Source organism: Geovibrio thiophilus (genome assembly GCF_004087915.1).
Classification (GTDB): Bacteria; Chrysiogenota; Deferribacteres; order Deferribacterales; family Geovibrionaceae; genus Geovibrio; species Geovibrio thiophilus.
The window spans coordinates 1,747,055-1,771,767 of sequence record NZ_CP035108.1 but is presented as its reverse complement, the minus strand read 5'-3'; the positions used below and the strand labels follow the sequence as shown (position 1 = coordinate 1,771,767).

Here is a 24,713-nt window from a genome sequence, read left to right as displayed (position 1 = left end):
CAAACATTTGTTTTATGTTATGAGCCTGAGTGCTGTTAACACGGCTCCGCTTGGCAGGAGGTTAAGGGCGGATTAATGGAACAGCGGTTTAAGGTGTCCTGCGTCCCCGCTTTTTCCCGCTGAAGATCAAGCGGGGACACAGTATAAGTTAGGAGAGGGGTAGAAAGCCTATTTCAGAAACTCTGACAGGTGCATGACTTTTATTTTCCTGCCTTTTTTGCCGAGACCGCCCGCAATCTGGATCACGCAGCCCGGGCAGTCGGTCAGAACTGTGTCGGCTCCTGTATTTTCTATATTTTCCGTTTTCTTATCGAGTATTCCCGCTGAAATGCCCGGATATTCCACAGACCATGAGCCGCCGAAGCCGCAGCATACGTCGCTGTCTGTCATGGGGATAAAATTCTGCCCCAGAAGAGAGGCGAGAAGCTCGTCCGCTGAGGAACCCAGACCCCGTTTCTGGTGGCAGGGGGTATGGTATGTGACTTTAGCCCCTCTGTTGAAGGGAATATTGGTCAGACCTTCATCTTTTATGAACATTGCAAGGGACTTGACCTTTTCGGAGATCAGCCCTGCCTTTTTGAAGTCCTCCGGCTTGTCTTCCGTGTAATGCTTGAAGTCTTCCTTCACCGCAAAGCCGCAGCTCGGACAGAGGACAAGGTATGCCTTGTAGTCCTCGGGGTTCTTCATCTGCGACAGACAGGCGGAGATGGTTTTTCGCCCGCCTTCGCCGTCGCCGCCGTGGATTGCGGGCAGACCGCAGCAGGTTGCCTTGTCCGGTGTATCCACTTGATAGCCTTGTTTTTCGAGGAAACTTACCAGTGCCGTTCCCATCTGAGGGTAGAAATATTCCACCGCACAGCCCGGGTAGAAGAACACTTTGCCCTTTGAGGCGGACGGATTTGCTCTCTGTCCGTTAAGGTCGGTAAATGTTTTCTGCTTGATGGATGGGAGTTCACGGAAGTTAATCTCTCTTCCCGCGAACGGTATTTTCTTTATTCTGCCGCCAGCAGCAAGCGGGGCAGAGAGGATTGAGCCCGCCTTCATTATCACACGGAAGCGTTTCCCACTGCTTAATATATTGCTGTAAAGGAATTTTTTAAGCGGATTCAGACCGAACTTGCTGCCCATATGAACATTAAGCTCGGCTATTATCTTCTGAAGGTCTATTCCTGACGGACAGTTTGTCGAACAGGCACGGCAGCCAATGCACATCTTAAGAATGTCGCGTGCTTTTGCCTCGCCGTGGAACATCGCCGTCATGATAAGACCTATGGCGCCGAGATAAACATGCCCGAAGACATGCCCTCCGACCATTTCATAAGCGGGACAGACATTGGCGCAGCTTCCGCAGCGCATACATTTCAGCGCCTCAGCGAAGAGAGGGTGGTCAAGGAACGCCAGCCTTCCGTTGTCGAGAAAAATATAATGAACCTCTTTCTGTCCGGTTGCGGACGCTTCGCAGGGAACCTGTCCCTTTATCCATGTGGTATATGTGCTTATTCGCTGTCCGGTTGCGCTCTTGGGGAGCATTCGGATGACTTTAAGCGCTGTCTTGAAATCAGGCACAAGTTTTTCATAGCCGAGAAGCACAAAATGAACAGGAGGAACCGTGGCGGAAAGCCTTGCGTTGCCTTCGTTGGTGACGAGACCTATGGTTCCGGTGGAGGCAACTGCCACATTCGCCCCTGTGAGTCCGGCGCCTGCTTCAAAGTATGAGTTTCTGAGGGCGTGACGGGCGGTTTTCACCATTGCGGCTATATTTTCTCTGTCCAGTCCCGCACTGAGGAGGGCATTAAACAGGTCTGCCACCTGACCGCGGCTTTTATGTATGGCAGGCATAACCATGTGGGAAGGGTGTTCCCCCGCAAGCTGGAGAATCCATTCACCGAGATCAGTTTCTACGGGCTTTATGCCGTTCTTTTCAAGATATGCGTTAAGCTTGATCTCCTCGCTGGTCATTGATTTTGACTTTACGACGGAGTCTGCGCCTTTTTCACGGCAGATTTTCTCAATATAACGACAGGCGTCAAGGCTGTCGGCGGCTCTGTAAACAGTTGCGCCGCTTTTTTCGGCGTTCGCCTTAAACTCCTCAAAGAGGTTTTCGCATCTTTCCCGAGAGAGAGCTTTCAGAGAGTTCATCTCACGTGCCATTGCGGGGAAGTCCAGCCCTGCGTAAGCGTTTGCCTTGGATGCTTTATATGCGGATGCGAAGTTTTTAAGGTTGGTGTAAAGGATTTTATCGTTCAGGCTGCGTTTGATTCCGTTTTTTCCGCTCATGTCTCTCTACCTGTCCGTTATAATATATACTGTCATTTCACAGGGACCGTGAACGCCGATGGTAAGCACTCTCTCTATGTCCGCCGTGCGGCTTGCCCCTGTTATGAATGCCGTAAAGGACGCAGGATTTGATGATTTTTCTTCAAGGAAGTCCGCAACATCTTCAAGGGAAGGCACTATTTTTGACGCAGGAACAGCGACGTGGAGCCTTTCAGCAAGACAGGTCGCCTTTCTCAGGCGCTCATCCGTGCTTTCAATGACAACGCTTCCTGTTTCCGCAATGGCAAAATCAGCCTCAACCAGCGCATCGCCGATTCCCTCTTTTCCGGCTGTAATTATTTTTTCGGGGAGTGCGTCCGTTTTCAGGCTCACATAGTCGAAATTCTGTTTGCCGAGTGTTCCTGAAAACTCATCGAAAGAAAGAAGCAGGTTTTTGTTGCTCACGCTTTCGGAATATTTAATAAAGGTTTGTGCAAGTTCATTCATTTCAGCATCACCTTTGTAGTGGTCTTACCAATAGCGTATCTTCCCGTGAAATCTAAGTCAACAGTTTTTTATAGCCTTTGTTTAATAAACGGATAAAAATTAACCCCATGTTTAAACTGATGAATAATGGCTTTAATAAAGGGTTTCAAAGGTCTGATTTGATTATAACGAGTTTATAAAATATGCAATAAAAAGATTGACAATGATATTCCAATGGTATAATTCTTGTAAGTGGTTTAAAAAATTTACCACTTACTGGTTAGTGTTCTCTCAGTCAGGAGGAAGTATGAAAAAACTAGTCAAACTTTTAATTTCATGTGTGATGTTCACTGCATTGATCTTCACCGCAGCAGGCTGCGGTCAGGACAAGAAAGCTGAAACTGCCGCCGCTCCGGCTGCCGCAGCTCAGGAAGCCAAAACCTATGAATGGAAAATGGCAACTACGTGGTCAACAGGCATTCCGTGGCACGATACGGCTGTACACTTTGCTGAAACCGTTGAAAAAATAACAAACGGTCAGCTCAAAATCAAAATTTTCCCCGATGGCGCGCTTGTACCCGCTTTTGAGGTATTTGACGCTGTGAGAAACGGCGTTGTGGAAATGGGTCACGACTGGCCCGGCTATTGGAAAGGCAAGGATGAAGGCTTCGTAGCTTTCGCTTCTGTTCCTTTCGGTCTTAATAACATCGAATACTCCATATGGCTTATGGAAGGCGGCGGACAGGCGCTTGCAGACGAGCTGTACGGCAACTTCGGTCTTAAACCCCTCATGGGCGGCAACTCCGGTCAGGAGATGGGTTTCTTTACAAAAAGCCCTGTAACTGATGTTAAACAGCTTGCCGGCATGAAAATCAGAACAGTAGGCTGGGCGGCAGACATCCTCAAAGAAATGGGTGTTTCTGTTACCCCGCTCCCCGGCGGCGAAATATACCTCGCATTTGAAAGAGGTGTTCTTGACTCCGCAGAGTTCTCCACTCCTTTCATCACGTACCCCATGGGCTTTCAGGAAATCGCTAAAAACGTAATGCTTCCCGGCTGGCACCAGACAGGCGTACAGAATATGTTCACGGTTAACAAAAAATCGTATGAAGAGCTTCCTCCTTACCTTCAGCAGGCACTCGTTATAGCTTCTTATGAAACCCAGATGTGGGACATAGCAAGAAGCGAAAAGAAAAACGCTGAAGCCATCCTGAAGTATCAGGCGGAAGGCGTGAAGTTCAACAAGCTTGACGCTGCTTCACTTAACGAGCTCAGAAAAACAACCGACGCCTACCTTACGAAAATAAGGGCAACCAACCCTCTGCTTGATAAAATCCTCGCTTCTCAGAACAGCTTCATAGCTGAATACTCAGTGTGGAAAGACCTCAGAGGCGGTGTAGCCGCGTTCCCGAAAGATGATTATCTCGCGGGCAAACATTACGAATAAAATATCAATCTGACGGTGCGGGGCGGCTTAGTTTGCCCCGTGCCTCATTTATTTCAGGTCGGACTGTAAGCATTTTACGGATATGAAACAGAGCGGATTTAGATCCGCGCGGTATCTTTGCAGTCATTTTTCGGAGCAGATATGGGTAAGTTAATAAAACTGATAGAGTCGGTAACAGAGTGGGTGGGGAAGGCGTTCTCTTTTTCCATTTATGCTCTTCTGGTTGTGGTGGTTTACGAAGTCATCAGCAGGAAGGTCTTCGGCAAACCCACAGTATGGGCATTTGACCTGAGCAACATGCTTTACGGAGTAATGTTCCTCATGGGTTTCGGCTATACGCTGAAGCATAAGATGCACGTAGGTATAGATATTATAACAGCAAAACTGAACCCGAAAGCTCAAGGGTGGATAGCTGCGGTGAGCTACCTCGTGCTGTTTTTCCCTTTTATAATATTAGCAATTCAGGCTTCAACCCTTTTCGCTTTGCAGTCGTGGCAGGGGCTTGAGCGTGTGCAGTCCCCTTGGGGCGCCCCGGTTTATCACTTCAAAACATTCCTGCCTGTGGGCTTCTGTTTCCTGCTTCTTCAGGGAATAGCGGAGTTTCTTAAGGCGATCCAGAGAATCAGAGGAGTTGAAGCATGATGAGCCCTGAATTTTTATCTGTAGCGATGTTTGTTATCCTTCTTATCGTGGTTTTCCTCGGGCATCCCCTCGGAATAACTCTCGGCGGACTGGGTATTGTTTTCGGAATTCTGGGCTACGGTCCCACGGCATTCTTCATCCTGGCCAACAAGAGCTATGGTCTCATGACGAACTATGTTCTCGTTGCCATACCGCTTTTCATACTTATGGCGCAGTTCTTGGACAAATCCGGGGTCGCAGACGATCTGTATGAGACGATGTACGTTGTCATGGGTTCGATAAAAGGCGGTCTGGCTCTCGCTACGATTGTTGTCTGCACTGTGTTTGCCGCTACAACGGGGATCGTCGGAGCTTCGGTTGTCGCCATGGGTCTTCTCGCTGCTCCCTCTATGGTTAAAAAAGGTTATGACCTTCAGCTCACTGCTGGGGTTATTACAGCGGGCGGAACATTGGGGATTCTTATTCCGCCTTCGATAATGCTTGTTGTTTACGGCGGTCTCATAGGAATGAGCGTCGGCAAGCTGTTCATGGCTGCTGTGGTTCCCGGTCTTTTTCTCGCGTTTATGTATCTTATATACGCTTTCATCTATTGTCAGGTTAAGCCCAACGCAGGTCCTCCGATCCCAAAAGAGGAGAGGATTCACACTGGTATGCAGAAATTTGTGATGATGTGCAAGTCACTCTTCCCGCCTCTGTTTCTCATATTCGCGGTACTCGGAAGTATCTCCGCAGGTATCGCGACACCCACTGAGGCGGCCGGTCTCGGCTGCGTGGGCGCGCTTATTCTGGCGCTTGCCAACGGCAGGGTAAATATTAAGCTCTTTAAGGACTCCGCTTACTCTACAATGAAGATAACATGTATGGTTATGCTCATTTTTGTGGGAGCCAACTTCTATACATCCATATTCATGGGTCTCGGCGGCGGCGAAGTGTTTACTGATGTACTTTTCTCAGTCAGCGACAACAAATATGTGATACTCGGCGTTATGATGTTCATTCTCTTCCTTCTGGGAATGTTTGTGGACTGGCTGGGGATTCTTCTTCTCTGTGTGCCGATATTCACGCCCATAGCTGTAAATCAGCTTGGTTTCGACCCGCTCTGGTTTGCCGTGCTTGTCTGCGTAAACCTTCAGATGTCGTTTCTTACACCGCCTTTCGGTTATGCTCTTTTCTATCTCAAGGGCGTTGCTCCGGAGGGAATGGAACTCAGTCATATCTATAAGGGGATTATTCCGTTTGTGCTGCTTCAGCTCATAACGCTTATTCTGTGCGTGGTATTCCCCGACATTATCACATGGCTGCCTAACGCAGTGTTTAAATAAACAGTGAGGACAAAATGCTTTCCAAGAGCCTGATAGCTAAGTTTGCCGAAATAGCCGGAAAAAATGTCTGGACTGAACAGGAGGATCTCATGTGCTACGCATATGACGCTTCCTTCGGCGAAATGTGCGTTCCTGAAATAGTTGTTAAGCCCGAAACCACGGAGCAGGTTTGCAGTATTGTTAAACTTTGCTGTGAGGAGAGTATTCCTCTTGTAACAAGGGGAGCGGGAACAAACCTCAGCGGCGGAACTTTGCCCGTTAACGGCGGCTGTGTGCTGCTGACAACGGGGCTTAACAAGATTCTTGAGATAAACACCGAGGATATGTACGCCGTGGTTCAGTCCGGAGTTGTTACTTCGGATCTGGCTTTGGCGGTCAGCGCGAAAGGGCTTCTTTATCCGCCCGACCCGGGAAGCATGAAAATGTCCACCATCGGCGGAAACGTCGCCGAAAACGCAGGGGGACTGCGTGCGCTGAAATACGGCGTAACCGGCGATTATGTCATGGGTACGAAGTTTTTTGATATGGAAGGCAACGCCGTTATATCCGGAGGTAAAACCGTGAAAATGGTTACCGGCTTTAACCTAAGCGGGCTTATGGTTTCATCGGAGGGTCTGCTCGGCGTTATGACCGAGCATACTCTCAAACTTGTGCCGCAGCCGCAGTCTTCACGTTCGATGCTTGTTATCTATGATGACCTTATGAAGGCGAGTGTGACAGTGTCGGAAATAATCGGGGCGAGGATAACCCCTGCGACACTTGAGCTCATGGACAGATTCACTATAAAGACAGTTGAGGAAGCCGCCAAAATCGGTCTGCCCACCGACGCGGACGGTCTTCTTCTCATAGAGGTGGACGGGCATCCCGCGGCAGTTGAGGATGAATACGCCAAGGTTAAATCCATCTGCGAAAAGCAGGGCGGAAAAGTACATGTCGCGGAAACTCCTGAAGAAAGAGACAGACTATGGGAGGCGCGCAGAAAGGCTCTGAGCAGTCTTGCGAGGCTGAAACCCACTCTCATTCTGGAGGATGCCACGGTTCCCAGAAGCCGCATACCTGAAATGATGCAGTGCATCAAGGACATTACCTCTAAGTACAGCCTCACTGTCGGTACTTTCGGTCACGCCGGAGACGGCAATCTTCACCCAACGATCCTTACGGATAAAAGAAACACGGAGGAAATGCTGCGGGTGGAAAAAGCCATTGACGAAATATTTGCCTCAGCCCTTAAGCTGGAAGGAACAATAAGCGGCGAACACGGCATAGGTTCGGCAAAGGCGAAATATCTTGAAAGCGAGGTCGGAGCCGGAACAATCCGCTTTATGAAAAAGCTGAAAAACGGTCTTGATCCGAAAAATCTTCTGAATCCTCACAAGATGGGGCTGTAGATGGATGAACTGTTAAAAGAGCTTCACGAGCTTGAGGAAATGATGCTTCAGTGCATGAAGTGCGGCACATGTCAGTCGGACTGCCCGCTTTACCGCACTGACGGAAGGGAATCATCCGTAGCACGGGGCAAAATATCGCTTCTTCAGTCTGTTTACGAAGGGCGTATTGAGGATGCGGGCAGGATACTGAAACATCTGGATCAGTGCCTGCTTTGCACCCGATGTCTCAAGGCATGCCCCAGCGGGGTTAAAACCGACGAGATATTCCTGCGGGGAAGAGAGATACTCCGCAAAATCAAAAAGCTTCCCAAGTGGCAGAAGCTCATACTCAAAACAGCAATGGAAAAGCCGGAACTCATGGCGAAAATGGCTCCGCTTATGCACATGGGGCTCAAATTCGGCAGTAAAAAAATTAAGGACGGAATATACAGACCCATGCTGCCCGCTCTCGGCGGACGCAACGTTGTAGAGATCAAAAGTGAAGCCTTCGTAAAAAAATACGGCGGGCTGAATAAGGCTGAAAATGAAATAATGCGTGTTGTGTTTTACCCGGGCTGCGCCGTGAACCTCATTTATACCGAATGGGGAACGGCTGTAGTGGAGGTTCTCAGGCACTTCGGCGTGTCTGTTTACGTGCCCGAAACGAATATATGCTGCGGAATACCCGCCGCCTCAATGGGCGAGCTTGAAATGTTCAGAAACGCCGTCAGGGCAAATTTTGACGCATTGGCGGAATACAGGGATGCCAAATACATAATAACCTGCTGCCCCACATGCAGATACGGTCTTTATGAAATGGGTCCCAAGCAGACAGGAGCCGAGTGCCCGCTGGAAGTGGTGGACATTCTGGTTTTCCTTGAGGAAACCCTCAAAGTTAAGATTCAGTCCGGCGTGCGGGGCAGAAGCACAATCCACTTCCCCTGCCACTATCAGGACAGTAAAAAGGAACTGGTGGAAAGCTTTGTGCGCACTCATACGGATACTGAGTACGTGAAGCTTGATAATCAGAGCTGCTGCGGCTTTGCCGGAACCTTCAGCCTGAAATACTACGAGCGTTCCAAGGGGTTTTCCCGTTCCAAAATTCAGGAAATGAAGGATAAAAGGACTGATAAGGTCTACACTCCCTGTCCCGGATGCGCCATGCAGCTTGCTGACGCTGCCGCGGGTGAGGGGTTGGATGCGGAAGTTACTCATCCCGTGACGGAACTTTATGAATTTTTACGGAAAATAAAATAGCGTTCCACGCAAAAAATATATTAGAAAAATCTATTTTTTAATATATACTCGTTCAATGCTACATACTGTTAAAGGCCGTGGAAATGAAATTTGAAAAAATAAGACAGAAAAAGATAAGCGACATTATCTATGAACAGATAAAGAGGATGATACTCACCGCACAGCTTGCTCCCGGGGAAAGGCTTCCTTCGGAAAGAGAACTGGCGGCGCAGCTCGGCGTAAGCCGTCCTTCACTTAGGGAGGCTCTGCACAAGCTGGAGGCTCAGGGATTTCTCAACCAGAACCACGGCGACGGAACCTATGTGAAATCCCTTACATCCCAGACAATTGATAAGGCTATGGAAGAGTTCATCAAGCGTGAGGACGCCATAGTCGACCTCATGGAAGTGCGCAAAATTCTTGAGACATGGGCTGCCAAAACCGCCGCTATGCGTGCCAGCGATGAAGAGATTCTGAATATGAAAGAGTATCTGGACGAAATGCGTTCGGCTCTGGATAAGGGAGAGGTGGGGCACATCCCCGATGCGAACTTCCATAACACTATATCATATGCCACTAACAACATACTGCTGATTCATATAATGAACACCATCTACCAGTGGGTGGAAAAGGTCAGCTATGAGGTACGGTCAAGGCTTTACACCGATAACGAGCGCTTCGAGAAGCTTTATCTTCAGCATCAGAAGATTTACGAGGGAATAAGCACCCGTGATCCTGAAGAAGCTTACAGAGCCATGCTTGAGCACATGGAGTATGTCGTTGATGAGGTTAATGAAATAGTCAGAACCAATAAATAGCCTGATACTTCCGCTCCGCTTTTGATTTCGCGGTATCTGCGCAAAACATAATTTTTATTTACTATTTTTCAGCATTTCCCCTTCTGTGTATGTTATTATCTGATAATGACGGATTATTCTTGTGAGAGGTATTTCATGGAAAACCGTGACAGAAGGCAGACAGTTCTTGTTGTTGATGATGTCCCCGAGAATATTGATATTCTCAGCAATATCCTAAAGCCTGAGTTTAAGGTTAAGGTAGCCATAAACGGGCGCAAAGCCATTGAAATCGCCGAGAAAGATATGCCGGATATAATCCTGCTTGATGTGATGATGCCTGAAATAAGCGGGTACGAGGTATGCCGCGCTCTTAAATCCAGCCTTGTCACCCGTTCAATCCCCGTTATTTTCATAACAGCAAAAGGTGATGTCGAAGACGAATCCATGGGCTTCAGCGCCGGCGGGGTGGATTATATCACAAAGCCGGTGAGCGCACCCATTGTTCTTGCCAGAGTGAAGACCCAGCTTGCCATGTATGACCACAGAAGAATGCTTGAGACTATGGTGCGTGAGCGCACAAAAGAACTGCATGAAACAAGGCTTGAGATAATAAGACGGCTCGGCTTCGCCGCCGAATATAAAGACAATGAAACCGGAATGCACGTTATCCGCATGAGCAGATACTGTCATCTTATCGCCAAAAAAATAGGCATGAAGGAGGCTGAGGCGGAACTTATTCTTTCCGCTTCTCCGATGCACGATGTGGGCAAAATAGGCATACCGGACAGCATTCTCCTTAAACCCGGTAAGCTTGACGACGACGAATGGCAGCTTATGAAGGAGCATCCACGGATCGGCTACAGGATCATAGGCGGGCATGATTCCGAGCTTCTTCAGACCGCCGCCACCGCAGCGCTGACTCACCACGAAAAATGGGACGGCAGCGGCTATCCTGAAGGACTCAAGGGGGAGAATATCCCCGTTATAGGCAGAATTACGGCGGTGGCGGACGTTTTTGACGCTCTTACAAGCGAAAGACCCTATAAATCAGCGTGGAGCATTGAAAAAGCCGCAGAATATATACGGAACGAGAGCGGGAGACATTTTGAACCCCGCTTGGCGGAGGCTTTTCTGAAATGCCTGCCGGATGTCATTAAGATCAGGGATAATTTCGGTGATTGAAAATGGGAAGCAGAAGGGTGTTGAGTTTTTTCAAAATATTTTTAGGCACGGCGGCGCTGTTTCTTATCCCTTTGACCGTTTCATATATCGCCGTTGAGTTCACAGAGAAAATATTCATATTCAAGAAACGTTCAGAAGTGCAGATCACTGCTTCCGAAATAGTCGATAATATCCATTCCCGCACTATATACAGCAGAAGCATGGGCGCGGCGAACATCCTCGGAATATTAAATTCATACGTTAAATCCATAGTTTTGGGCGACCTGCCGAATGACCATCCTTTGATCATGGATCTTCAGGAGGTTCTTCTCAAAGAGAGCAATGCGGAGGCGGTTTATCTTCTGAACAAACAGGGTATAGTGGTTTCCTATTCGGACATCTCCCCTATAACTCTCACAGGTCAGAATTTCAGCTTCCGCCCTTATTTTATTCAGGCGATGAAGGGCAAGCATAACATTTTTGCCGCACAGGGGATTTCATCAAAAACCAGAGGACTTTATATCGCTACCCCCGTTTACGCGGACAGAAGATCTGATTCGCAGATAATTGGCGTTATGGTTGTTAAGGATTCCATAAACAACCTTGAGGATTTTATAAGAAAATACGAAGATCCGGTTTTTATGGTGTCCCCTCAAGGAGTTATTTTCGCATCTAACAAGCCGGAGTATCTTTATAAGGTTGCCGGAAGTCTCAATCAGGAAAAAAAGAAGGTCCTTGCCTCTCTGCGGAGGTTCGGCGCCGCTTTTGATAAGGATGCGGAAGAACTTGGCGCTATTCTGGACGGCAAGGATATAACTCTGGACGGTGAAAAATATCTCGTTAAGACACATCCCATCGACTGGAATGACCTTGAGGGCACATGGAATATCGCGTATTTGGTTAAAATGGAAAATATTCTGCCCTCTGTTGTGCGGCATTCTGTTTTCTGGGTTGTCTTTTCAGTGCTTTTCATAGTTCAGGGAATGATTTATGTGGCTGTCGGAAACAGAAAGAAAAGAATGGAAGTTGAGGAGCAGAACCGGAAAATATTCAAAGCGGTGGAACAGAGCCCCGCATCCATAATCATTACCGATTCCGGCGGGGTGATTGAATATGTGAACCCGAAATTTACCGAGCTCACTGAATATACGTTTGAAGAGGTTCGTGGAAGCAAGCCGTCCATACTGAAATCAGGTAATACAGAAGATAATATATACAAAACACTGTGGGATACGATCCTCTCCGGCAGAGAGTGGCACGGGGAGTTTCTGAATAAAAAGAAATCAGGTGAGAAATACTGGGAGTCCGTCGTCATATCGCCCGTGAAAAATCATGCGGGAGAAATAACAAACTTTGTGGGCATAAAAGAGGATATAACCGATAAAAAACGGGTGATGAAGGAGCTGGAAGCCGCAAGGCTGACCGCCGAAAGCGCAACTGAGGCAAAATCGATGTTCCTTGCGAATATGAGCCACGAAATAAGAACGCCGCTGAACGCCATAATAGGTCTCAGTGATCTGGCTCTTAAGACAGATTTGAACCCCAAGCAGACGGACTACATAAAAAAGGTTAAAAACGCCGGAACCTCGCTCCTTGCCATTGTTAACGACATCCTTGATTTTTCCAAGGTTGAGGCTGGAAAAATTGAGCTTGAGAATATAGAGTTTGAGCTTGATTCGGTGCTTGAGAACATTGTCACCGCTGTATTTCAGAAGGCGGAGGAGAAAGGGCTTGAATTTCTCCTTCATGTGGGCTCCGATGTTCCGCCTGTGATCAAGGGCGATCCGCTCCGGCTGGGACAGGTGCTTATTAATCTGGTAAACAATGCCGTCAAGTTTACTGAGGACGGTGAGGTTGAGCTCAGCGTGAAGCTGATAAGAGAGTTCGACAACAAGGCTGAGATCTCCTTCTCCGTGCGTGATACGGGTGTGGGACTGATGGAGGAGCAAAGAAACAGGCTTTTTACCGCCTTTGCTCAGGCGGACGGTTCAACCACGAGGAAATACGGAGGAACGGGGCTTGGCTTAAGCATATCCAAAAAGCTCACCGAGCTTATGGGCGGTTCTATCAGAGTGGACAGCGAATACGGTAAAGGGAGTCTGTTTTCATTCAGCGCTTTATTTGAAATCGGCTCCCGTGCGGTTCCGTGGATGAGATACGGGCATGAAGACCTTAAAGAGGTAAAAGTGCTTGTCGTTGATGATAATTCTTCCGCCAGACAGATAATACGTGAGATTCTCGAAAACCTTGACTTTACGCCGGTGGAGGCCGAAAGCGCGGAAGAAGCCATTGAGCTTATAAAAAAACATGATCAGAGCGATCCTTACAAGGTTATTCTGATGGACTGGAAGATGCCCGGCATGAACGGGCTGGAGGCTGCGGGGATTATCCGGAGCGATCTCGGAATCAAAAACAAGCCTTATACAGTGATGGTGACGGCTTTCGGCAGAGAGCTCGACAGAAAAACCATAGAAAGCCACGGCGCGGACGGTTTTATCAACAAACCTGTGACAGCCTCCTCATTAATAGACGGTATATCCTCCGTGATTTTTAAATCCGGTTACGAGAAGGAGAAGAAAGCTGCCGAATCCGCTGAGAATTTCAGGGGGGTCAGCGTACTTGTGGTTGACGATAACGAAATCAACCGTCAGATAGCCGCAGAGCTTCTTGAAGACACAGGCGCATCTGTATTTCAGGCGTCAAACGGCAGAGAGGCGGTGAATTTTCTCAAGTCAGACGAAAGGTGCGATATTGTCTTTATGGATCTCCAGATGCCTGATATGGACGGTTACGAGGCAGTGAAAATTATCAGGGCTGATCAGCGTTTTGCGGAGCTTCCTGTGATAGCTATGACGGCGCATGCCCTTGATGAGGAGCGGAGAAAAACCCGTGACGCAGGCATGGACGGACATATAACGAAGCCGATTATTCCTGCGGAGCTCTACGGATGCCTGAAAAGCTTTTGTGTGACAGGCGAGTTCGGCGGCATATGCAGTGTTTCAGCGGGCAGCGCCCGTAAAGAGCCGGATATTCCGCCTGTTGAAGGAATAGACTTTAAAAAAGGGCTGCGTACAGTTGCGGGCAAAACCGAGCTTTATATGAGAATGCTTGAGAAGTTTGCCGTTTCAAGTGCGGAAACAGATAAAAAGCTCACGGCAGAGCTGGAAAGGGGCGACTTAAAAACGGCGGAGATGACCGCGCATACTGTCAAAGGCTTAGCCGGAAACATCGGTGCCGACAGACTTTATGAGATAGCCGGAAGGCTCGAAAGACTGATAGCGGACAACGGAGAGTTTTCAGCCGCCGCCGAAGAGTTTACCGGTGAGATGAGGAGACTGCTGACCGCTCTGAATGAGGCGCTCAAATCCTCTGCTCCGGTTAAGCAGCCGGAACCGGTTCCGGCTGTATCCAGAGAAGACTTTGAGAGAATTATGGAGAAAATGTGCAGCCTGCTTGAGGATGATGACAGCGAAACTGTTGACTATTTTATGAGCATCAGGGAGCAGGCATCAGCGTTTTTCACAGAACAGGAGTTCAAAAGGCTTCATAAAGCCGTAAACAGCTATGAGTTTGAGGAAGCTCTCAGAATACTCAGAAGCGAGCACGGTTAGACTGTTTTCAGCCAGTCCTCAATTTTCTGCCTTATCTCATCACGCACAGCGGCGGCAAAACTGAGTTTCTCTTCATCACTTCCCTGAAATGACGAAGGATCTCTGAATGCCCAGTGCATTTTATCACCCGAGCCGGGGAAAATAGGGCAGCGCTCTGCGGCTTCTTTGTCGCATACGGCTATAACATAATCGTATTTTCTTCCTTCTCTGAGATAGTCTGCGACTGCGTTTGTGCTGTTGCCGGATATATCTATGCCGACATCCGCCATGACTTTTACAACGAAGGGGTTAAGCCCGCCCGGTTCCAGTCCTGCGCTTTCCGCATGGAACCTGTCCGGAGCCATGCGGTTAAGAAAGGCTTCCGCCATCTGGCTTCTCGCGCTGTTGTGAATGCAGATAAAAAGAACCCTTTTTTTCATATCAGCATCCGCACCCGCCGCACCCGCATCCGCCTGAGCTTTCGCCGTCGCCGAAGTCATATTCCTCGTCTGTTATCATTTCCTTTATTATATCCACAGTGGGGAGCGGCTTGCCTTCATGCACCACAACTTCGTCTATCACGACACCGGGGGTTGCCATTATATATTTCGATATTTCCGTCGTATCCTTAATGTATTCCACTGTAATATCAGTGCGTTCAAGCTCTTCAACAGCTTTGAGCACGTTTTCATGAACAGTCTGGCAGTTGCGGCATCCGGGTCCGAGAACTTTTATAATCATATGTCACCTCTTAAAATTTTCCGTATATCATACCTGCGGCCGTGGACATGGCTATCACCAGCAGAACATACACCGCAGTTTTTTTTGTTCCTATAACACTCCTGATAACCAGCATGCTGGGTAGGCTTAGGGCTGGACCCGCAAGCAGCAGGGCAAGAGCGGGACCTTTTCCCATCCCGGCGCCTATGAGCCCCTGAAGAATAGGTATCTCCGTCAGGGTGGCAAAATACATGAACGCACCTATCACAGAGGCTGTAAGGACTGCCCTGAGACTGTTTCCGCCTACCAGACTTTCTATGAGTGAAGAGTTAAGCACACCCTCATGCCCGGGTCTGCCGAGAAGGAAGCCTGCTGCCAGAACTCCGATGAACAGCAGGGGAATTATCATTTTTGAGTAAGACCACGTTTCTTCCATCCATGTTCTGCGTTCGGAGCCGTCCATAATAGTAAACGCGAGAACCGCTGTTGCTATGAGGCTCAGTCCTGCCAGATACCATTTCAAAGAGTATATCAAAGAAAAAATAATCCCGCTTTCGGAATCCGGCTTTGCCCATGTGGCAAACACCAGCCCGACGCTCATCACTGCAAAAAAGAGAACAGTCATGCCTGCGGAACGGGGTGAGCGGGCAGCCTGAGCCCGTTTTGGAGAGCTCTGCGTTTTTGCCTTATCCCTGAATATAAGCGCCATAATAAGCCCTATTGTCACCGCGAACACCACGGAACCGAGAGCACGTGCTATCCCCATTTCAGCGCCGAGAACTCTGGCGGTGAGGACAATAGCAAGTATGTTTATGGCAGGACCCGAGTAAGCGAAAGCAATCGCCGGACCTATTCCCGCACCTCTTGAATATATCCCCGCGAATAGGGGCAGAACTGTGCAGGAGCAGACAGCGAGTATACTTCCGGAAACGGAGGCAACCCCGTACGCCGTGACTCTTTTCGCTTTCGCACCGAAATACTTGACCACAGACGCCTGTGAGATCATAATACTCATAGCTCCGGCTATGAAAAGAGCGGGGATAAGGCAGGTGAGGGTATGCTCCCTCACATAGTCCTGAAGCAGATAAAAGGACTCCAGTATAGCACCCGAAACCTTCGGTGATGAAAACGGAACAAAGTAGATGAACCCGAACAGGGCTGCCAATGTAAGGAATATATTTCTTTCTTTCATTTGTTTCCTCTGAAAGAATTAGTATATTTTTTTAACACTGGAGTCAATATATTTTTATGGATATAAAAATGAAAAATGCGGAATCAAGAGTAAAAATACTTAAGGCATTAGCGGACGAAAGCAGACTTAAAATACTGATGCTGCTTCAAATACGCCCTCTATGCGTTTGCGAGATAAATTATATGATGGAGATAGCGCTCTCGACTATCTCCGCACATCTCAAGGTGCTGAAAAAAGCCGGGCTCATTAATGACTGCAAAGAGGGGCGCTGGATAACTTACAGTCTCACCGAAGATGAGTATTCTTTGCGGCTTCTGACATTGTGCTCAGAAGGAATAGACTTCTCAGCCGAGAAGAAAAAGCTCGCAGGGGCAGACAGGATAATGTGCGCCGAAAAGCTTTATGAATAAGCCTTAAACAGGTATTTCTGATACAGATAATCAGTTTTTTATGTGAATTTTCACATTTTTTGTTGCGCTATCCTCCCTTTTTCATATCTTGTATTCCAGAGTTTCATTGTTAGCAGATGTTTATTCGTATACAGGAGGTTCGTTTTTGAACGTGTATTCTCCTCTTAAATGTGTGGACGAGCAGGCGCTCAGGTTTGTAAAAAATATCGATCTTGTTTTGTCCAAGAGGGTTCAGCGTGACATTTTCAGCTCTGAAAGCAAATGGCACAGGGCAGAAATGAAGTTCAGCCAAATTATGGACGTCAAGCTTGATGTTATCTCCATAGCCGACAACTGCGTGGAATGGGCGGAAAAGCTGGAAAAAGAATTTTACGGCTGGCTTGCCGACTGCAACAGAGATCTTACACGGTGGGATGAACCCGTGCGGAAGGCTCTTTCGTTCGATAAGCCCAGCGAAGGCGTCTTCACTTATTACAACGCGTCCATATCATACATGAAAAGCCTTGTGACCTTCTGTAAGTCTGAAATGCTGGTGACTCTGGATGATGATGACAGAAAATATCTCAAAGAGCTTATCAATACAGCCTCCGGACTTAAAAAAACAATCAGCGGCATATACAACTACAGCTATGAGGTAATCACTGTAAATTCAGATCTCGTTGAAGGAACCAAAGAAGCCCTTCAGGAGCTATACAGAGGAGTGGAGCGTCTGCTCCGTGTCTGCGCGGAAGCAATAAGCACAGGCTACTCAATGAGAAGGAAGTACAATAACAGAAAGTTTGCCAGCGACTACAACTCTGATTATATTTACGCCTCCGGCGGAAGAATAATAGAAACCGCCAATCTTGTATGGATGTTCCGCTTCATCTTCTGGTACGGTCACAAAAAAAAGCCCGATGAATATCCGATCAACCATATTCTGGCTCTGGAAAATAAAGATGTTATTGAGTTCCGCAGGAATGTGAACACAGTGATGCGCAGGATAATGGGCGAGCGCCATCCTCTTTACATGCGTTTCAACACTCTCATGTCCTCGGTTATTCAGGGAATGGGACTTAAAAAACTGGACGACAGCCAGCTTGAGTATCTGGAAAATACCTTCTTCGACATGTGGGCTATCGCCGCCGCCAGAACTATCCTTTCGGAAAAGGAGAAGGAATCGTAAATTTTTGTAAAACGGTTGTGCATATTACCTTCACAGGATATAGTATTACATATACACAATAACCCTGAGGAATGATTTATGGACAGCCGCAGAAGCACTGAAGAAAAGTCCGTTTCCGCATATAGAGGCGGATACTCTTACACTCCTAAAAACTTTTTAAACGATGAGCAGCGCTTTTCAGAGCGCATTTTTCTTGTGATTGATGCTCTCAGCGGGCAGGTTCTTGATGCCAGCGCAGCAGCCTTGCGTTTTTACGGCTACTCTTTTGAACGCATCACATCAATGAAGATAACAGAAATAAACACTCTTCCCTATTTTGTTGTGATGAAAAAAAGGCTGGACGCCGCCAGAAAACCGAAAAGCAATTTCATATTCCCCCACAGGCTCGCTGACGGAAGAGTTAAGGATGTGGAGGTCATTTCGAGCGTGCTGATCATGGAAGGGAGAAAATGCCTCCTGTCCGAGATTAAGGATATTACGGAAAATAATCTCGCAACGGGCTGAGTCTACTGCTCTGACAGGTGCCTGTAGATAGTCTGTCTGTTTATGCCTAAAAGCTGCGCCGCTTTTGAGATGTTTCCCTCAGCCTCGTCCAGCGCCATCTGTATGAGGTGGTCGCTGAGCTCTTTTACTGTCGGGAACGCTCCCCTGTAGGCTATTTCCAGCCTGTCGGCAAGTCCGGTGATTTCATTCTGAATTTCAAGCTTCAGCCCCTTCCGCCTGAAATAATCCGCAACAATCTTCTCATCTATTATTTCCGGATGAGTTTCCGCAACCATATCATACATTATGCCTTCAAGCTCTCTCACGTTGCCCGGATAATCATAGCCGGACATAAGCATAAGCGCCGGCGCCGTGATAGAGGGCTTGGGTATACTGTATCTTTCAGCGATTTCCGCAAGAAGATGCTCCGTAACGGGAAATATGTCCTCTTTGCGCTCTCTGAGCGGCGGAATTATTATATTATGGAACATAAGCCTGTAGTACAGATCCTTGCGGAATTCCCCTGTTTCACTCATGGCTTTCAGGTCTCTGTTTGTGGCGGCTACTATTTTTGTATTCACCTGACGCACATTATCCGACCCGAGAGGGTAGTATGAGTTATCCTGAAGGAGCCTCAGCAGCTTAACCTGAGAGCTTTGTTCCAAATCGCCTATCTCATCAAGGAAAAGCACTCCGTTTTCAGCGGATTTTACAAGCCCTTCCCTCATTCCGTCCGCTCCGGTGAAGGCTCCTTTTACATGCCCGAACAGGGTATCCGAGAACACGGTATCATCCAAGCCGGAGACATTTACTTTCACCATGCGCCCCTTCATGCCGGACATATCGTATATAAGCTCGGCTATGAGCTCCTTGCCGACCCCGGTTTCCCCTGTGATGAGAACAGGAGTGGGAGTAGGGGCTATATTTTTCATATAGCTGAAAATTCTCGCCATACGTGAACTGTTGGTTACAAATTTCTGTGATATTGCGCTGTCGTCCGCCGGATCAAAAAACTCTTCCTTAAGCTTGTCCAGTTCCTTCATGGTGAAATAGTGCTTCACAGCCTTTGAAACAGCGGCTATCAGCCTGTTTTTGCCGGACGCCTTCGTAACATAATCAAAAGCTCCCTGACGCACGGCGGAGACAACTGTTTCGGAGTCCTCTGCGGCGGTAACTATAACAACGGGAATTTCCGGAAATCTGAAATTGATGTCCGTAAGGAGTTCCAGTCCGTTTATGTGCGGCATGTTCAGATCGAGAAGGATAAGGCAAAAGCCTCCCTCAGACAGAGTGCTGAGCACAGTGCGGCTGTCATTGACGCAGACAGGCTTCTGGGTGAAGTTTTTCTCTATAATACGCGCGGTATATTCAAGGTGTGACAGGTCATCATCGACCAACATTATTCTGTAAATATCCATAATGCTTTATTTTATTGGTTTTTTTTTACGATTGCAAGTGAAGCATTTTGAGCGTGTTTCAAAATGTGTCACATATTTTTAATAAAAGAAGACGTTATGTATTGTTTTAAGGCGTTTCAGATTAGCAGGTTAATTTTTTTCTTCATCAATTCTATACGGCTATCCGGATCATAATAATAAAAATGTCTTTATTCATAATTACTTCGCTTTTCAATAAATTTTTCTAACAAACAAAAAACACAGATTGGCATGTCTATTGCACTATAAGCTTACAGATACAAAAAGTGCATCATTATTTAACGAGGTGGTTTATGGTCGCCGAAACAAGATTTGAAAACATCAGCCTGCTTTACTTTTGCGAAGGTGAATATATTTCTGAGGAATTTATCCTCTCGATAAAAAACCGGATAAAAAGACTTACCATCGGAAGGAACCTCAGTGATATGTCGTCCATACTGGATAACATAGATGTGGATGTTCTGCTTCTGGACATAGACCCGGGCAGGATTCCGGCGGAAGTGCTGAACGCTTTTCTGATTAAAATGAAGAGCAAAAAGGAAGATCTCTCGGTGATAATCGTAACGAAGCCGAGCGAGTTTGCGGATAATCTGACAGAAGCTGATTTTGTTGTCAGCAGGGATATAAATCCCGAGCAGTTGAAAAGGCTTGTGGAGCTCTGCTGACACATCTGACGGACGGAGCTGCTTTCGGGCAGTTTGAGACTTCGTCCATCATATACATCTGAAGGGCAGGGCTGTCGGGGCTTGTCTCCGGCATTTGGAGCCCTGCCCGCTTAAATCTGACAGGCAGGACTATTTCAGTTCCACTGAGATAGACGTGTGATTCCTGCCTTTATATCTGAACATGCGGTAGGCACGGCACATGGCTCCGATAAGCCTGAGTCCTTTGCCTGAAGGGGCATAAAGATCATCATCGGAGCTATAATGGAAGGGATGCCTGAGCACTTTGTGATCGGGCATCCACTCCATACCGCTGTCGGTGAAATGCAGCTCTATGCTGTCATCGTGTATATCAATATCAAGAGTAATCTCTTCCGTCTCCCCGCAGGGCTTTCCGTGTCTGACCACATTAACAAGAAACTCATGAGCAATACAGCGCACCTTCAGCGCCGGAGAACTGTCAACTCCGGCTTCGGTCAGAACAGTCTCAAGCTTTTCACATTCATCCGCAATCACCGAAAGATCCGGTCTGAAGGAAAGATTTATTGTATTTTTCATAATAATGCCTGCGGCAGTTGTTATTTTTCAGCGAAAAGGTTATTGTTTAGTGCTAAAGTTATTATCGCTGTATTACGATTGAATATTAATCTTATTTTAGTTTTATGTCTTCTTTGTTTTCAGGAGGTTGCCCGTGAGTCTCAGAAAAGTCCTTGTGTTTATCCTTTCAGCTTTGTCGTTAACGCTTGCTGCATGCAGCGGCGGAAGCAGCGGAGGCGGAGGAAATGACGGAACAGTCAGGCTGGAGAATATAGTTATCAGCCCTCCTTCCGCCAGTATAATAATCGGACGCACGGCGCAGCTTGAGGCTGTTGCTCTTTACTCGGATGATACGAGTGCGGATATAACCACAAGCATAGACACCGACTGGAGTTCATCCGACAATGCCATTGCCACAGTCAGCAATACGGGGCTTGTCACGGGAATTGCAAGCGGAACAGTCACTGTTACTGCTGAATACAAAAATGTCACAAAATCAGCAACTGTTCTCGTGGGGGACGGTGAAATCCTCATAGGCGTATCAGTAACTCCCACTAAACCGACTCTTTCTCTCGGCTCCTCCACCCAGCTTACCGCAACCGGAGTCTATCATAATACCGCCCTCGGCAAGCTGACCAAGGACATAACCGAAACAGCAGTATGGGTAAGCTCTGCCTCCTCTGTCGCCGGTGTTAACAACAACAGCGGAGATAAGGGCTTTGTTCTGTCAGCATCTGCCGGAACAGCAAACGTTACAGCCTCTCTCGGCGGTTTTGAAGGCACGGCAGTCATAACCGTGAGCAATGCGACACTGCAAAGAGTCGAGATCGAGCCCGATGAACCCGTTAACGCCGCAGGCGCAACCAGACAGATGATTCTTGTGGGCTATTATTCTGACGGCACCACAAGAGATGTAACATCCGAAGCTACATGGGTTTCCCAAAGTACGTCAGTAGCAACAGTGAGCAACGCATCCGGCTCAAAAGGGCTTGTAAACACGCTTACTGTGGGAACATCCGTAATTGTTGCCGCAGTGGGCTCAATCACTGATACCACAACAATTCACGTTGAACCGATCAGCGTTACCTCCATAGACATAACCCCCGCAGTAGTGAGCCTCGCCTCAGGAACAACTGTTCAGCTTACAGCTACAGGCACATATTCCGACGGCAGTACGCAGGACATAACAGCGGATGCTGTGTGGACAACATCAAACGGCGCAAGGGCTGCGGTTTCAGGCGGTCTTGTGACCGGCGTATCCGTCGGTACGGCTAATATAACAGCCGCAGTGGGCTCTGTGTCACGTTCCGCAGCAGTAACAGTGACAGCCGCCGCTCTTTCATCCATAGAGATAACCCCGCCTGTGGCTTCAATAGCGAACGGCTTTGATCAACAGTTTACGGCAACAGGAATATACACAGACGGAAGCACGGCGGACATAACAGAAACCGCGGTTTGGGATTCATCAAACGGCGCAGTTGCTACCGTGAGCAACACTGCGGGCACAAAAGGGCTTGCCTCGTCTCTCTCTGCGGGTTCAACACAGATAACCGCCTCAGTGGGCATGATAAGCAGCGGGGCATCTACCCTCACTGTGACACCTGCCACTGTGCAGTCTATCCAGATAACTCCCGAAGCTCCGTCCGTACCCAATGGGCTTACTCAGCAGTTTACGGCGACAGCCACATATTCCAATAACACCACAATGGATGTGACAGCCCTTGTAACATGGTCGGTGGGCAACCCCGTTGCCTCTATAAGCAACGCTGCGGGAACCAAGGGCATGGCATATACTATTGCGCAGGGTACAACGGTTATCACAGCAGCTCTGGGCGGATTGAGCGATACAACAAACTTTACGGTAACTCCCGCCGTGCTGAATACGGTTCAGGTTACTCCTCTTACGGTCAGTATGTCCAAGGGCAGCACTCAGCAGTTCACCGCAACAGGCATATACTCCGATAATACGAATGTTAATATAACCTCGGCAGTTACATGGGCATCCACAAATGCGGCTGCTGCCTCAGTAAGCAACGCAGCAGGCACAAACGGTCTTGTAACTGCTGTCAACACCGGAACGGCAACAGTCTCAGCGACTCTTGACAGTGTGACGGGAACATCCGCTGTTACAGTCACAGCGGTTTCTCTGACCCACATATCCGTTACCCCTGCCTCTTCAAATGTAGCCCTAGGCGCCACGCAGCAGTTGACGGCAATAGGCATATATTCGGATTTCTCAACTCAGGATATTACAGAGCTTGTCACATGGAGCTCATCAGACGCATCTACAGCCGCTGTCAGCAATGCGGCAGGAAGCAAAGGGCTTGTGACAGGTCTTGCCGAAGGAATGATAAATATCACTGCATCGCTAAGCGGTGCAACAGGCACGGCAGGAGTTACCGTCAACCCTGCGGCGCTTACTTCCATAGTCCTCAACCCGATAATGGTGAACAGCCTCCCCGTGGGCAGCACAAGGCAGTTCCTCGCAACAGGCTATTATTCTGACGGTTCATCCATGGATGTGACTACTATTGCCGCATGGAGCTCAAGCTCAACAGCCAGAGCGACAGTGAGCAACGCCGCGGGCAGCAAAGGGCTTGTAACCGCAATATCCGCAGGTACGACAAACATAACCGCCGCAATTGGCACGGTGACATCCGCCAACGCTCCCGTTACCGTCACCACAGCGGCACTGGTGGCGATAAATATCACGCCTGCGGCTCCGTCAGCCTATGAGGGCACGACTGTTCAGTTCACCGCTACAGGCGTATATACAGACGGTACAAGTACGGATATAACCACGGCAGTTACTTGGATTTCCGATAACCCCGCCGTTGCCTCAATCAGCAACGCTGCCGGAACAAAAGGGCTTGCGACCGCTATAGCCAATAACGCGACACCTGTTACTATAATCGCTTATCTCTCCGGCGCTGCGGGCTCAACGACACTCAAGGTGGACGCGGCAACGCTGACATCAATTGCAATAACTCCTGCGGGCGCTTCCGTGGCTATGGGCAACAGTCAGCAGTTCACCGCCACAGGAACATATTCCACAGGCTTCACTGCGGATATTACCGAACAGGTGACATGGACACTCGGTGACTACTCCATAGCTTCCATAAGCAACACAGCAGGCTCCAGAGGGTTTGCTGTGTCCGTGGCGCAGGGTTCGACGACTGTCACAGCCATACTCGGCAGCGTGACATCTCCGTCTGTGACACTGACTGTCAATCCGGCTACGCTCACAAGCATAACCGTTACCCCTGCTCCTTTCTCGGTTGTGGTGGGTGAAACAGTCCAGCTCACAGCAATAGGACATTATTCCAACGGAAGCACGGCTATAGTAACCGATACGGCGAACTGGGTATCCCTCATGACATCCCGTGCCACTGTCGGCAATGCGGCAGGGGTTAATAAAGGCTTGGTTACCGGCGTTGTCGCGGGCTCCACTTCAATCACTGCTTCTATCGGCGCTGTAAGCGGTTCCGCTAACGTTACTGTGACAGGCTACGCTATTACGTCAATATCCCTTACTCCGGATCCAGCGACCATCGCCAACGGTGCTACTCAGCAGTATACGGCTATTGCCACATACACAAACGGTTCCACCGAGGACATAACAAGCGCGGCAGGTACGACTTGGTCAAGCAATGATACTGGTATCGCTGCGGTAAACGCAACAGGGCTGGCAACAGGCGATGCGGTAAATGACGGAACAGTCACCATAACTGTTAATAAAGCAGGAGTGTCACAGACTGCCTCACTGACGGTTAATTAGAAAGAACTCAGGGCAGGGGGCTTTGA

20 protein-coding genes are annotated in these 24,713 nt (G+C 48.3%); 13 read left to right on the top strand and 7 right to left on the bottom strand.

The window, feature by feature from the left end:
• Window positions 1–168: 168 nt before the first annotated feature.
• Window positions 169–2,277, bottom strand: coding sequence for an L-lactate dehydrogenase (quinone) large subunit LdhH (ldhH, locus tag EP073_RS08345; RefSeq protein ID WP_128466694.1), 2,109 nt, complete (start codon window positions 2,275–2,277; stop codon window positions 169–171).
• Window positions 2,278–2,283: 6 nt separating this feature from the next.
• Window positions 2,284–2,763 (bottom strand): LutC/YkgG family protein, encoded by a 480-nt coding sequence (locus EP073_RS08340; RefSeq protein ID WP_128466693.1) that lies wholly within the window; start codon window positions 2,761–2,763, stop codon window positions 2,284–2,286.
• A 286-nt stretch (window positions 2,764–3,049) separates the two neighbouring features.
• Between EP073_RS08340 and EP073_RS08335 the strand changes: the two genes are divergently transcribed.
• The 8 genes from EP073_RS08335 (at window position 3,050) to EP073_RS08300 (ending at window position 14,325) form a co-directional block, all read left to right on the top strand.
• On the top strand, window positions 3,050–4,189 hold the full coding sequence (locus EP073_RS08335) for a TRAP transporter substrate-binding protein (RefSeq protein ID WP_128466692.1): 1,140 nt from the start codon (window positions 3,050–3,052) through the stop codon (window positions 4,187–4,189).
• A gap of 141 nt (window positions 4,190–4,330) precedes the next feature.
• Entirely contained in the window at window positions 4,331–4,831 is a 501-nt protein-coding gene (locus tag EP073_RS08330) for a TRAP transporter small permease subunit (protein ID WP_128466691.1), read from the top strand.
• On the top strand, window positions 4,828–6,153 hold the full coding sequence (locus tag EP073_RS08325) for a TRAP transporter large permease (protein WP_241653983.1): 1,326 nt from the start codon (window positions 4,828–4,830) through the stop codon (window positions 6,151–6,153). Before EP073_RS08330 ends, EP073_RS08325 begins: the two co-directional genes overlap by 4 nt.
• Before the next feature lie 14 nt (window positions 6,154–6,167).
• Complete coding sequence (locus EP073_RS08320) at window positions 6,168–7,541, top strand: FAD-binding oxidoreductase (RefSeq protein WP_128466690.1); 1,374 nt, start codon at window positions 6,168–6,170, stop codon at window positions 7,539–7,541.
• Window positions 7,542–8,777 (top strand): (Fe-S)-binding protein, encoded by a 1,236-nt coding sequence (locus EP073_RS08315; protein WP_128466689.1) that lies wholly within the window; start codon window positions 7,542–7,544, stop codon window positions 8,775–8,777. It abuts the gene before it with no gap.
• An 83-nt stretch (window positions 8,778–8,860) separates the two neighbouring features.
• Window positions 8,861–9,574, top strand: a complete 714-nt coding sequence (locus tag EP073_RS08310; RefSeq protein ID WP_128466688.1) for a FadR/GntR family transcriptional regulator — start codon at window positions 8,861–8,863, stop codon at window positions 9,572–9,574.
• 135 nt (window positions 9,575–9,709) lie between these two features.
• On the top strand, window positions 9,710–10,735 hold the full coding sequence (locus EP073_RS08305; RefSeq protein ID WP_128466687.1) for an HD-GYP domain-containing protein: 1,026 nt from the start codon (window positions 9,710–9,712) through the stop codon (window positions 10,733–10,735).
• A gap of 2 nt (window positions 10,736–10,737) precedes the next feature.
• Window positions 10,738–14,325, top strand: a complete 3,588-nt coding sequence (locus EP073_RS08300) for a response regulator (protein ID WP_128466686.1) — start codon at window positions 10,738–10,740, stop codon at window positions 14,323–14,325.
• On the opposite strand, the gene EP073_RS08295 is transcribed toward EP073_RS08300, so the two are convergent.
• The 3 genes from EP073_RS08295 to EP073_RS08285 are packed head-to-tail and all read right to left on the bottom strand — an operon-like array spanning window position 14,322 to window position 16,216.
• Window positions 14,322–14,744, bottom strand: a complete 423-nt coding sequence (locus EP073_RS08295; protein WP_128466685.1) for an arsenate reductase ArsC — start codon at window positions 14,742–14,744, stop codon at window positions 14,322–14,324. The genes EP073_RS08300 and EP073_RS08295 overlap by 4 nt on opposite strands.
• A gap of 1 nt (window position 14,745) precedes the next feature.
• Entirely contained in the window at window positions 14,746–15,045 is a 300-nt protein-coding gene (locus tag EP073_RS08290) for a thioredoxin family protein (RefSeq protein ID WP_128466684.1), read from the bottom strand.
• 10 nt (window positions 15,046–15,055) lie between these two features.
• Window positions 15,056–16,216: a permease gene (locus EP073_RS08285; protein ID WP_128466683.1), complete on the bottom strand. Its 1,161-nt coding sequence runs from the start codon at window positions 16,214–16,216 to the stop codon at window positions 15,056–15,058.
• A gap of 56 nt (window positions 16,217–16,272) precedes the next feature.
• On the opposite strand from EP073_RS08285, the gene EP073_RS08280 reads away from it, so the two are divergent.
• The 3 genes from EP073_RS08280 (at window position 16,273) to EP073_RS08270 (ending at window position 18,295) form a co-directional block, all read left to right on the top strand.
• The gene (locus EP073_RS08280) at window positions 16,273–16,626 is read left to right on the top strand and encodes an ArsR/SmtB family transcription factor (RefSeq protein WP_128466682.1); all 354 of its coding nucleotides are present in this window, start codon (window positions 16,273–16,275) and stop codon (window positions 16,624–16,626) included.
• A 145-nt stretch (window positions 16,627–16,771) separates the two neighbouring features.
• Window positions 16,772–17,791, top strand: a complete 1,020-nt coding sequence (locus EP073_RS08275) for a hypothetical protein (RefSeq protein ID WP_128466681.1) — start codon at window positions 16,772–16,774, stop codon at window positions 17,789–17,791.
• Between the two features lie 78 nt (window positions 17,792–17,869).
• Window positions 17,870–18,295 carry a PAS domain S-box protein gene (locus EP073_RS08270; RefSeq protein ID WP_128466680.1) on the top strand — a complete coding sequence of 142 codons (426 nt, stop codon included), beginning with the start codon at window positions 17,870–17,872 and terminating at the stop codon, window positions 18,293–18,295.
• A 2-nt stretch (window positions 18,296–18,297) separates the two neighbouring features.
• Here the strand turns inward: EP073_RS08270 and EP073_RS08265 are convergent, their stop codons facing one another.
• Window positions 18,298–19,692: a sigma-54-dependent transcriptional regulator gene (locus EP073_RS08265; RefSeq protein ID WP_128466679.1), complete on the bottom strand. Its 1,395-nt coding sequence runs from the start codon at window positions 19,690–19,692 to the stop codon at window positions 18,298–18,300.
• Window positions 19,693–20,003: 311 nt separating this feature from the next.
• Between EP073_RS08265 and EP073_RS08260 the strand changes: the two genes are divergently transcribed.
• Window positions 20,004–20,375: a hypothetical protein gene (locus tag EP073_RS08260; protein ID WP_128466678.1), complete on the top strand. Its 372-nt coding sequence runs from the start codon at window positions 20,004–20,006 to the stop codon at window positions 20,373–20,375.
• A 129-nt stretch (window positions 20,376–20,504) separates the two neighbouring features.
• On the opposite strand, the gene EP073_RS08255 is transcribed toward EP073_RS08260, so the two are convergent.
• The gene (locus EP073_RS08255; RefSeq protein ID WP_128466677.1) at window positions 20,505–20,930 is read right to left on the bottom strand and encodes an ATP-binding protein; all 426 of its coding nucleotides are present in this window, start codon (window positions 20,928–20,930) and stop codon (window positions 20,505–20,507) included.
• A 133-nt stretch (window positions 20,931–21,063) separates the two neighbouring features.
• Here EP073_RS08255 and EP073_RS08250 point away from each other — a divergent pair, with 133 nt between their 5' ends.
• The gene (locus tag EP073_RS08250; protein WP_164885316.1) at window positions 21,064–24,687 is read left to right on the top strand and encodes a beta strand repeat-containing protein; all 3,624 of its coding nucleotides are present in this window, start codon (window positions 21,064–21,066) and stop codon (window positions 24,685–24,687) included.
• Window positions 24,688–24,713 lie beyond the last annotated feature (26 nt).